The 9,923-nt window shown below is 68.8% G+C and carries 12 protein-coding genes; 8 read left to right on the top strand and 4 right to left on the bottom strand.

What is annotated here, in order from left to right; genetic code table 11:
* The coding region (locus AC1D01_RS10125; RefSeq protein WP_477865908.1) for a methyl-accepting chemotaxis protein at positions 1-970 on the top strand (970 nt) is incomplete at its 5' end.
* A gap of 30 nt (positions 971-1,000) precedes the next feature.
* Here AC1D01_RS10125 and AC1D01_RS10120 read toward each other — a convergent pair.
* From AC1D01_RS10120 to AC1D01_RS10110, 3 genes are read right to left on the bottom strand one after another with little or no spacing between them, the layout of a single operon-like run.
* Positions 1,001-1,576 (bottom strand): YceI family protein, encoded by a 576-nt coding sequence (locus AC1D01_RS10120; RefSeq protein WP_047510848.1) that lies wholly within the window; start codon positions 1,574-1,576, stop codon positions 1,001-1,003.
* 53 nt (positions 1,577-1,629) lie between these two features.
* On the bottom strand, positions 1,630-2,202 hold the full coding sequence (locus tag AC1D01_RS10115) for a YceI family protein (RefSeq protein WP_477865907.1): 573 nt from the start codon (positions 2,200-2,202) through the stop codon (positions 1,630-1,632).
* Positions 2,203-2,230: 28 nt separating this feature from the next.
* The gene (locus tag AC1D01_RS10110) at positions 2,231-2,773 is read right to left on the bottom strand and encodes a cytochrome b (protein WP_477865906.1); all 543 of its coding nucleotides are present in this window, start codon (positions 2,771-2,773) and stop codon (positions 2,231-2,233) included.
* A gap of 317 nt (positions 2,774-3,090) precedes the next feature.
* Between AC1D01_RS10110 and AC1D01_RS10105 the strand changes: the two genes are divergently transcribed.
* The 6 genes from AC1D01_RS10105 (at position 3,091) to AC1D01_RS10080 (ending at position 8,535) form a co-directional block, all read left to right on the top strand.
* Positions 3,091-3,912, top strand: coding sequence for an IclR family transcriptional regulator (locus tag AC1D01_RS10105; protein ID WP_477865905.1), 822 nt, complete (start codon positions 3,091-3,093; stop codon positions 3,910-3,912).
* An 11-nt stretch (positions 3,913-3,923) separates the two neighbouring features.
* Complete coding sequence (locus tag AC1D01_RS10100; RefSeq protein ID WP_477865904.1) at positions 3,924-4,700, top strand: ABC transporter ATP-binding protein; 777 nt, start codon at positions 3,924-3,926, stop codon at positions 4,698-4,700.
* Position 4,701: 1 nt separating this feature from the next.
* Positions 4,702-5,406 (top strand): ABC transporter ATP-binding protein, encoded by a 705-nt coding sequence (locus AC1D01_RS10095; protein WP_477865903.1) that lies wholly within the window; start codon positions 4,702-4,704, stop codon positions 5,404-5,406.
* A gap of 61 nt (positions 5,407-5,467) precedes the next feature.
* Positions 5,468-6,673 (top strand): ABC transporter substrate-binding protein, encoded by a 1,206-nt coding sequence (locus AC1D01_RS10090; protein ID WP_477865902.1) that lies wholly within the window; start codon positions 5,468-5,470, stop codon positions 6,671-6,673.
* Between the two features lie 9 nt (positions 6,674-6,682).
* Positions 6,683-7,570 carry a branched-chain amino acid ABC transporter permease gene (locus tag AC1D01_RS10085; protein ID WP_477865901.1) on the top strand — a complete coding sequence of 296 codons (888 nt, stop codon included), beginning with the start codon at positions 6,683-6,685 and terminating at the stop codon, positions 7,568-7,570.
* 47 nt (positions 7,571-7,617) lie between these two features.
* Positions 7,618-8,535 carry a branched-chain amino acid ABC transporter permease gene (locus AC1D01_RS10080; protein WP_465110801.1) on the top strand — a complete coding sequence of 306 codons (918 nt, stop codon included), beginning with the start codon at positions 7,618-7,620 and terminating at the stop codon, positions 8,533-8,535.
* Positions 8,536-8,616: 81 nt separating this feature from the next.
* On the opposite strand, the gene AC1D01_RS10075 is transcribed toward AC1D01_RS10080, so the two are convergent.
* On the bottom strand, positions 8,617-9,078 hold the full coding sequence (locus AC1D01_RS10075) for an Lrp/AsnC family transcriptional regulator (RefSeq protein ID WP_047510836.1): 462 nt from the start codon (positions 9,076-9,078) through the stop codon (positions 8,617-8,619).
* A gap of 100 nt (positions 9,079-9,178) precedes the next feature.
* Here AC1D01_RS10075 and AC1D01_RS10070 point away from each other — a divergent pair.
* On the top strand, positions 9,179-9,923 hold a 745-nt coding region (locus AC1D01_RS10070), incomplete at its 3' end, for a thiamine pyrophosphate-binding protein (protein WP_477865900.1).

The raw sequence follows: 9,923 nt of genomic DNA, 5'->3' as shown, positions 1-9,923 counted from the left end.
GCTCACCAGCGCCGCACTGTTCGCGCTGGTGTGGTGGCGCCTGCAGCGCGACGTGGCGCGGCCGCTGCAGCAGGCGAGCGGCGCGGCCGCGCGCATCGCCACCGGCGACCTGTGCAGCGAGATCCGCGTCAGCGGGCGCGACGAAGCGGCCGACGTGCTGCGCGCGCTGGTCGACATGCAGGCCGGCCTGCGGCGCGTGGTCGGCGAGGTGCGCGAAGGGGCCGACGGCATCGCCACGGCGAGCGCGCAGATCGCGCAGGGCAACATGGATCTGTCGGACCGCACCGAGCAGCAGGCCGCCAACCTGCAGCAGACCGCGGCCGCGCTGCACCAGATCGACACCAGCGTGCGCGGAAATGCCGAAAGCGCGCGGCTCGCCGACAGCGCGGCCGCCGAGGCCTCGCAGGTGGCCGATCACGGCGGCACGGTGGTCACCCAGGTGGTCGCGACGATGAACGAGATCGGGCAGGCGGCCGAGCGCATCGGCACCATCGTCGGCGTGATCGACGGCATCGCGCTGCAGACCAACATCCTCGCGCTGAATGCGGCGGTCGAGGCGGCTCGATCGGGCGAGCACGGCCGCGGCTTCTCGGTGGTGGCCAGCGAGGTGCGGTCGCTGTCGCAACGCTGCGCCGAGGCGGCGCGGCAGATCCGCGGCCTGGTTGCCGAGAGCACGCAGCGCATCGAGCAAGGGCACCGCCTGGCCGACGAGGCCGGCACGACGATGCAGCGCGTGGTGCGCCAGTTCGCGCAGGTGTCGTCGCTGATCCGCGAGATCAGCGGTGCCTCGCACCAGCAGACGCAAGGCGTCGGCCAGGTCAACGATGCGGTGCAGCAGCTCGACGGCGTCACGCAGCAGAATGCCGCGCTGGTCGAGGAATCGGCCGCCGCGGCGGGCAGCCTCAGCGCGCAGGCGCAGCGGCTGGCCGGCGCGATGTCGGTGTTCCGGCTCGAGGCCGGCGCCGCCTGAACAGGCCGCGCCGGTTCTCCTTCGTCGCGTTTACTGCTTGACGGCTTCGATCTGGATCAGCAGGCGGATGTTGTCCGGCAGGCCGTACTGCAGGCCGTAGCTGACGCCCCACTGGCTGCGCTGGATCGTCGTCTCGAAGTCGCCGCCGCAGACCTCGCGCTTGAGCATCGGGTTGTCGTAGCAGTTGAAGTTCGCGGCCGTCAGCGTGACCGGCTGGGTCTTGCCGTTCATCGTCAGCGTGCCGGCGACCGAGGTCACCTTGCCGGCGCCGTCGAAGGCGAACTTGTCGCCGACGAACTTGGCGGTCGGGGCCTCGGCGGCGTTGAAGAAGTCCTTGCCCTTCAGGTGTGTGTCGAGCGCCGGCACRCCGGTGCTGACCGAGGTCATGTCGAAGGTCACCTCGGCACGGCCGCTCTTGCCGGCCTTGTCGAACGAGACGGTGCCTTCCTTCTTGTCGAAGCGGCCGCGCAGCGTGCTGGTGTTGAAGTGCTTCGCCTCGAAGGTCACGAAGGTGTGGGTCGGGTCGACCGCGTAGGTCGCGGCTTCGGCGTGGGCGAGGCCGGCAGCGGCGAGGGCGGCGGCGGCGAGGAGGGTCTTGGTCAGCATGGGAGAGGTCCTGGTGAGGTGGGTGAAGTACAGCAGAAGGGGAACGGGGTGAATCAGAGGGCGCCCACGCCGGTCAGCGCGAGCTTGAACTTGACGGTGACGTCGTTGGCTACCATCGAGGTGTCCTTCCAGTCGCCGTCGCCGATCTTGAAATCGAGGCGCTTGATCACGAAGCTGCCGGTCGCGGTGGTGTTGCCGCCGGCCTGCGCCAGCACCACCGGCACCACCACGTCGTGGCTCGCGCCCTTGATCGCCAGCTTGCCGGCCACGTCGAACTTGCCCGGGCCGGTGGCCTTGACCGTGGTCGACTGGAAGGTGGCCTGCGGGAACGACTTGGTGTTGAACCAGTCCGGCTTGGCGACTTCGGTCTCGGTCTCGGCGGTGCCGAGCGAGACGCTCGCCAGGTCGATCGTGAAGCCGATCTTCGCGGCCTCGGGCTTCTTCGGGTCGAACGCGACCTGCGCGTCGAACTTGCGGAACTTGCCGTCGACCGGCACGCCCATCTGCTTGCTGGTGAAGGCGATCTCGCTCTGCGCCGGCACCACCTTCTGCTGCGCCTGGGCGCAGGCAGGGAAGGCGAACGCGGCAGCGAGGGCGAAGCTGGCGACGGTGAGGTAGGTTTTCATTCGAAGGTCTCCCGGTGAAAGTGAGGGGTCAGCGCGAACCGCCGGGCAGCATGCGGGCGAGCAGGCCGTCGCGGTCGATGATCTGGTGCTTCAGTGCCGCGGCGATGTGCAGCAGCACCAGCGCGGCCAGGCCGTAGGCGAGCAGCGCATGGACTTGCTTGGCGGTCTCGGCCAGCGCCTTGTCGGCCGGCACGAAATCCGGCAGCGGCAGCAGCCCGAACACGACGATCGGGAAGCCGGCCGCCGAGCTGTACGCCCAGCCGGCCAGCGGTACCGCGAAGAACAGCCCGTACAGCAGCCCGTGCGTCCAGTGCGAGGCGCGCTGCTGCCAGGCCGGTGCCGGCAGGTCGGCCGGCGGGCGGTGCGTCAGGCGCCACAGCAGGCGCAGCGCCGACAGCGCGAGGATCGTCACGCCGGACCACTTGTGCCAGTTGAAGAGCTTCAGACGCTGCGGCGAGAACGGCAGGCCGCTCATGTACAGCCCGACGCAGAACGTGGCGACGATGGCCAGCCCCAGCAGCCAGTGGAAGCTGATGGCAACGGCGTCGTAGCGTGAAGGCGGAGCGCGCATGGAAGACCTTGAAACAGTTTGAAGCACTTGGGCAGGCGGAGCTGCGGGTGTGAAGTGCGACTTTAAGAGCAGGTCAAGGTGACGAAGTTCACCCGGCTTGTCGCAACCATTCAAAAAAATGCAGCGAGCAGCCCCGCGCAAACCCTGTGCGGACTTTCCCGCGAACCGGCCACGGCGGCATTCACCGGCGCAAAGACCCCTCTTAGACTGCGCCGGCTGTTCGATGGGTCGATCCAGGTTCAACCCATTGAACGGTATCTCTCCTCGGAGTCCCCCGGAGCCCCCTCCATCCACTGCGCCGCGTCGCTGTCCAACGCATGCTGCAAGAAGCCCGACATCCCCGCGCTCCCGCGACCAAGCCGGCCCTGGTGCCGGCCGTCACGCGGGCCGCCGCGTTGCTGGACCTGCTGGCGCAGCAGCGCGAGGCGATGAGCCTGGCGCGGCTGTCGGCCAGCCTCGGCCTGCCGAAGAGCAGCGTGCACGGGCTGTGCAACACGCTGAGCGCGCTGGGCTACCTGCGCCGCGAGGACGACGGCTGCTTCTTCATCGGCCCGCGCGTGATGGGCCTGGCGCATGCGTTCGTCGCCCACACCAGCCCGGCGCAGGAATTCACCGCGCTGTGGGCCGAGGCCGGTGCGGCGCCGTCCGAGACGGTGATCCTGTCGGTGCTCGATGGCGCCGACGTGGTCTACGTCGCCGCCCGCAACGGCGTGCGCCCGCTCGGCCTCGCGTTCACCGTCGGCATGCGCCTGCCGGCGCACCGCGCGGCCACCGGCAAGGCGATGCTCGCGTGGCTGGACGAGGCCCGGCTGCTCGGCCACTTTCCGCAGGATCGGCTGCCGGGCTTCATGAACCGCGCGCCGATCGAGCGCGGCGCGCTGCTCGACGAGCTGGCCGCGATCCGCCGCCGCGGCTACAGCACCGACGACGAGAGCGTGCGCGAGGGCGTGTACTGCTTCGGCGCGCCGGTGTTCGACGCGTCGGGCCAGGCGGTCGCCGGCGTCGGCGTGTRCCTGCAGAAGGCGATGCTCGACCCGCAGGTCGCCGCGCAGCAGAGCGAGACCGTGATGCGCGTCGCGCGCGAGCTGACGCAGCGCCTGGGCGGCAGCATGGCCGTGCCGCACGAAGCGAATCCATGAGGTCGACAGCCATGAGCACCACAGACACCATCCTCGAGACCCGCGCGCTGACGAAGGAGTTCAAGGGCTTCGTCGCGGTGAACCAGGTCGACCTGAAGGTCCGGCGCGGCCACATCCATGCGCTGATCGGCCCGAACGGCGCCGGCAAGACGACCTGCTTCAACCTGCTGACCAAGTTCCTGACGCCCACGCGCGGGCAGATCCTCTTCAACGGCGCCGACATCACGCGCGAGAAGCCGGCGCAGATCGCGCGGCGCGGCGTGATCCGCTCGTTCCAGATCTCGGCGGTGTTCCCGCACCTGAGCGTGCTCGAGAACGTGCGCGTCGCGCTGCAGCGCAAGCTCGGCACCTCGTTCCACTTCTGGAAATCGGAGCGCTCGCTGCATGGGCTGAACGACCGCGCCCGCGCGCTGCTGGCCGAGGTCGACCTCGCCGGCTATGCCGACACGCCGACCGTCGAGCTGAGCTACGGCCGCAAGCGCGCGCTCGAGATCGCGACCACGCTCGCGATGGAGCCCGAGCTGATGCTGCTCGACGAGCCGACCCAGGGCATGGGGCTGGAGGACGTCGACCGCATCCGCCAGCTGATCAAGAAGGTGTCGGCGAACCGCACCATCCTGATGGTGGAGCACAACATGAGCGTGGTCTCGAGCATCGCCGACACCATCACGGTGCTGCAACGCGGCGCGACGCTGGCCGAGGGGCCGTACGCCGAGGTCTCGAAGAACCCGGCGGTCGTCGAGGCCTACATGGGCACCGCCAACGTCGAACTGCAGGGCGCGCACTGACATGGCCGATCGATTTCTCGAAGTCCGCGGGCTGCAGGCCTGGTACGGCGAATCGCATGTGCTGCACGGCGTGGACTTCCACGTCGACGAAGGCGAAGTGGTGACGCTGCTCGGGCGCAACGGCGCCGGCCGCACCAGCACGCTGCGCGCCATCATGGGGCTGACCGGCAGCCGCAAGGGCTCGATCCGCATCCGCGGCCAGGAGGCCATCGCGATGCCCACGCACCGCATCGCGCGGCTCGGCATCGGCTACTRCCCGGAGGAGCGCGGCATCTTCTCGAGCCTGTCGGCCGAGGAGAACCTGCTGCTGCCGCCGAAGCTGGCCGACGGCGGCATGGCGATCGACGAAATCTACGCGATGTTCCCGAACCTGAAGGAGCGCGCCGGCAGCCAGGGCACACGGCTGTCGGGCGGCGAGCAGCAGATGCTGGCCGTCGCGCGCATCCTGCGCACCGGAGCCAAGCTGCTGCTGCTCGACGAGATCTCCGAGGGCCTGGCCCCGGTCATCGTGCAGAAGCTGGCCGAGATGGTGGTGCTGCTGCGCCGCCAGGGCTACACGATCGTGATGGTGGAGCAGAACTTCCGCTTCGCCGCGCCGCTGGCCGACCGCTTCCTCGTGATGGAGCACGGCCAGATCATTCAAGAGTTCACCCAGGCCCAGCTGCCTGACCGCCTGACCCAGCTCCACGAGTACCTGGGCGTCTGACTCTCTCAAGCCTGATCCTTTCAATCCTGATTCCGAAGATCCACCCCACAAGGAGACCTCCATGAAACTGAGCCACATCGCCGCCGCCTGCTCGCTCGCCGCCACCGCCGCCCTCGCCCCTGCCCACGCGCAGGTCTCCGGCGACGTGATCCGCATCGGCTTCATCACCGATATGTCGGGGCTGTACTCCGACATCGACGGCCCGGCCGGCGTCGAGGCCATCAGGATGGCGATCGCCGATGCGGGCGGCGCGATCAACGGCAAGAAGATCGAGCTGGTCGTCGCCGATCACCAGAACAAGGCCGACGTGGCCGCCGCCAAGGCCCGCGAGTGGTTCGACACGCAGGGCGTCGACATGCTGATCGGCGGCACCAACTCCGGCACCAGCCTCGCGATGTCCAAGGTGGCGCTCGAGAAGAAGAAGCCGTTCATCGCGGTGGGCGCCGGCAGCTCGGCGCTGACCAACGAGCAGTGCAGCCCGTACACCATCCACTGGGCCTACGACACGATGGCGCTGGCCAAGGGCACCGGCGGCGCCGTGGTGCGTGCCGGCGGCAAGAGCTGGTACTTCCTGACGGCCGACTATGCGTTCGGCCAGGCGCTGCAGAACGACACCACCAATGTCGTGAAGGCGGCCGGCGGCTCGGTCACCGGCCAGGTCAAGCACCCGCTGTCGGCCAGCGACTTCTCGTCGTTCCTGCTGCAGGCGCAGTCGAGCAAGGCGCAGATCCTGGGCCTCGCGAATGCCGGCGGCGACACCATCAACGCGATCAAGGCGGCCAACGAGTTCGGCGTCACGAAGACGATGAAGCTCGCCGGGCTGCTGGTGTTCATCAACGACATCCACTCGCTGGGCCTGAAGACGACGCAGGGCATGTACCTGACCGACAGCTGGTACTGGAACAAGGATGCCGAGACGCGCGCCTGGAGCCGCAAGTTCTTCGAGAAGGTCAAGCGCATGCCGTCGTCGCTGCAGGCGGCCGACTACTCGGTGACCGCGAACTACCTGGCGGCCGTCAAGGCGACCGGCACCGACGATGGCGACAAGGTGCTCGCGCAGCTGCACAAGGCCAAGGTCAACGACATGTTCGCGAAGAACGGCACGGTGCGCGAGGACGGCCGCATGGTGCACGACATGTACCTGATGCAGGTCAAGACGCCGGACAAGTCGACCGAGCCGTGGGACTACTACAACGTGGTCGAGACGATCAAGGGCGATGCGGCGTTCACGACCAAGGCCGAGAGCAAGTGCGCTTCCTGGAAGTGATGTGACCCCATGACCGAAATCTTCGGCATCCCCCTGCAGGCCTTCGCCGGCCAGTTGCTGCTCGGCCTGGTCAACGGCTCGTTCTACGCGATGCTGAGCCTGGGCCTGGCGGTGATCTTCGGCCTGCTGGGCATCGTCAACTTCGCCCATGGCGCGCTCTACATGATCGGCGCCTATGTGGCCTGGTTCTCGATCGAGCGCTGGGGCCTCGGCTACTGGGGCGCGCTGGTGCTGGCGCCGGTGATCGTCGGGGCGCTCGGCGTCGTGATCGAGAGGACCTTGCTCAAGCACCTGTACAAGCTCGACCCGCTGTACGGCCTGCTGCTGACCTTCGGCCTCGCGCTGATCGCCGAGGGCGTGTTCCGCGACCAGTTCGGCGTCTCCGGCCAGCAGGTCAACGTGCCCGACGCGCTGCAGGGCGCGACCAACCTCGGCTTCATGGTGCTGCCGAACTACCGCGCGTGGGTCGTCGTCGCGTCGCTCACGGTGTGCCTGGGCACCTGGTTCCTGATCGAGAAGACGCGGCTCGGCGCCACGCTGCGCGCCGGCACCGAGAACCCGGCGCTGGTGCAGGCCTTCGGCATCAACGTGCCGCGCATGGTGATGCTCACCTACGCCGGCGGGGCGGCACTGGCGGCGCTGGCCGGCGTGCTGGCTGCGCCGGTGATCCAGGTCACGCCGCTGATGGGCAGCAACCTGATCATCGTCGTGTTCGCGGTGGTCGTGATCGGCGGCATGGGGTCCATCCTCGGCTCGATCCTGACCGGGCTGATGCTCGGCCTGGTCGAGGGGCTGACCAAGGTGTTCTACCCCGAGGCCTCGAACATCGTGGTGTTCGTGATCATGGCCATCGTGCTGGTGATCCGGCCGGCCGGGCTGTTCGGCAAGGAGAAGTGAGCGTGGTGTCCACACCGAACAAGAACGACGCCTTCCAGCGCAAGTCGCTGATCGCCTGGGGCGCGCTGCTGGCGCTGCTGGTGGCCGCGCCCTTCATCGGCATCTACCCGGTGTTCATGATGAAGGCGCTGTGCTTCGCGATCTTCGCGTGCGCCTTCAACCTGCTGCTGGGCTTCACCGGGCTGCTGTCGTTCGGGCATGCGGCCTTCATGGGCTCGGCGGCCTACATCACCGGCTGGCTGGTGCGCAGCGCCGGCTGGACGCCCGAGCTCGGCATCATCGCCGGCACGCTGGTGGCCGCGGCGCTCGGGCTGGTGGTGGGCCTGATCGCGATCCGCCGCCAGGGCATCTACTTCGCGATGATCACGCTCGCGATGGCGCAGATGATCTATTTCGTCTGCCTGCAGGCGCCGTTCACCGGCGGCGAAGACGGCCTGCAGGGCGTGCCGCGCGGCAAGCTGTTCGGCCTGATCCCGATGGCCGACGACCTGGCGATGTACTTCTTCGTGCTGGCGGTGTTCGTCGCGGTGTTCCTGCTGATCCTGCGCATCGTGCATTCGCCATACGGCCAGGTGCTGAAGGCGATCCGCGAGAACGAGCCGCGCGCGATCTCGCTCGGCTACGACGTCGACCGCTACAAGCTGCTGGCCTTCGTGCTGTCGACCGGCATCGCCGGGCTGGCCGGTGCGATGAAGACCTTCGTGCTCGGCTTCGCGACGCTGTCGGACGTGCACTGGTCGCTGTCGGGCGAGGTGATCCTGATGACGCTGCTCGGCGGCATGGGCACCTTCGCCGGGCCGGTGCTGGGTGCGTTCACGATCATCGGGCTGCAGGACTACCTGGCCGACCGCGTCGGCTCGTGGGTCACGGTGATCATCGGCGTGATCTTCGTCGTGTGCGTGATCGCGTTCCGGCGCGGCTTCGTCGGCGAGCTGATCGCGTGGCAGAAACGCAAGAGCGGCTGACCATTCCGTTCGCCCTGAGCCTGTCGAAGGGCCTGTTCGCATCGAACCAGGGCGTCGACAAGCTCAGCCCGAACGGGCTCTTCAGCGTCGCAGCGGCAGCAGGCTCTGCTTCAGCTGCCGCAGCACGAAGCTCGACTTGCTGTGCCGGATCCCCGGGATCTTGTAGAGCCGCTCGCGCAGCAGCCGTTCGTAGTCGCGCGTGTCGCTGACGGCGATGCGCACGTAGTAGTCGTAGTCGCCCGACACCAGGAAGGCCTCCAGCACCTCGGGGATCGCCTCCAGCGCGCGGCCGAACTCGAACAGCGCCTCGTCGGAGTGGCTGTCCAGCGTGACCTGCACGATCACCGTGTCGGGCAGCCCGACCTCGGCCGCGTTCACGCGCACCGAGTAGCCCTCGATCACGCCGGCCTGCTCCAGCCGCTTGATGCGGCTCCAGCACGGCGAGCTGGTCAGCCCGACCTGCGTGCCGAGCTCGCCCATGCTGATGCGGGCGTCGCGCTGCAGCGCTTCCAGGATGGCGATGTCGAACTTGTCGAGCTGCATGCTGTGACCTCTTGAGGATGCAGGAGGATTTGCCGCTGGCATCGTAACCCGCCGAACTTTCAGCAGCCTTTGCTGCGCGTCGCACGAGAAACTTCCGGGCATGAATGCGCCCCTCGCCCTCGCCTGCCTGCAACCCGCGCAGAGCCCCGCCCACATCCCCGACGGTGCCGACCTGCTGGTCGCGACGCTGCTCGCGCACGGCATCGACACCGTGTTCGGCTACCCCGGTGGCGCGGTGCTGCCGCTGTACGACGCGCTGCACCGCGAGCCGCGGCTGCACCATGTGCTGGTGCGGCACGAGCAGGCGGCGGTGCACGCCGCGCAGGGGTATGCGCGCAGCAGCGGCCGCATCGGCGTGGTGTTCGTGACCTCGGGGCCCGGCATGAGCAACACGACGACCGGGCTGCTCGATGCGCTGTGCGACTCGGTGCCGGTGCTGTGCATCAGCGGGCAGGTCGCGACGACCTCGATCGGCACCGATGCGTTCCAGGAGTGCGACGCGCTCGGCATCTCGCGGCCGGTGACGAAGTGGAACGCGCAGGTGCGCAGCGCCGCGCAGCTGGTCCCGCTGCTGCGCAAGGCGCTGAGGGTGGCCACCAGCGGGCGGCCCGGGCCGGTGCTGCTGGACCTCCCGAAGGATGTGCAGCTCGCGCCGCAGGTGCCGGTGCACGCGAGCGCATGGAAGGCCGAGCCGCGGCCGGCACGCCCGGGCGCGTCGCTGCGTCGCGCGGTCGACGCGCTGCGCGAGGCGCGCCGGCCGGTGTTCTACGGCGGCGGCGGCCTGATCAACGCCGGCCCCGCCGCGTGTGCGGCGTTCGCCGAACTGGTGCGCCGCTGCCATGCGC

The organism is Rhizobacter sp. P3_B12 (assembly GCF_056402895.1).
Note: the sequence above shows the minus strand (reverse complement) of the source record. Positions and strands in the feature narration are given on the sequence as shown.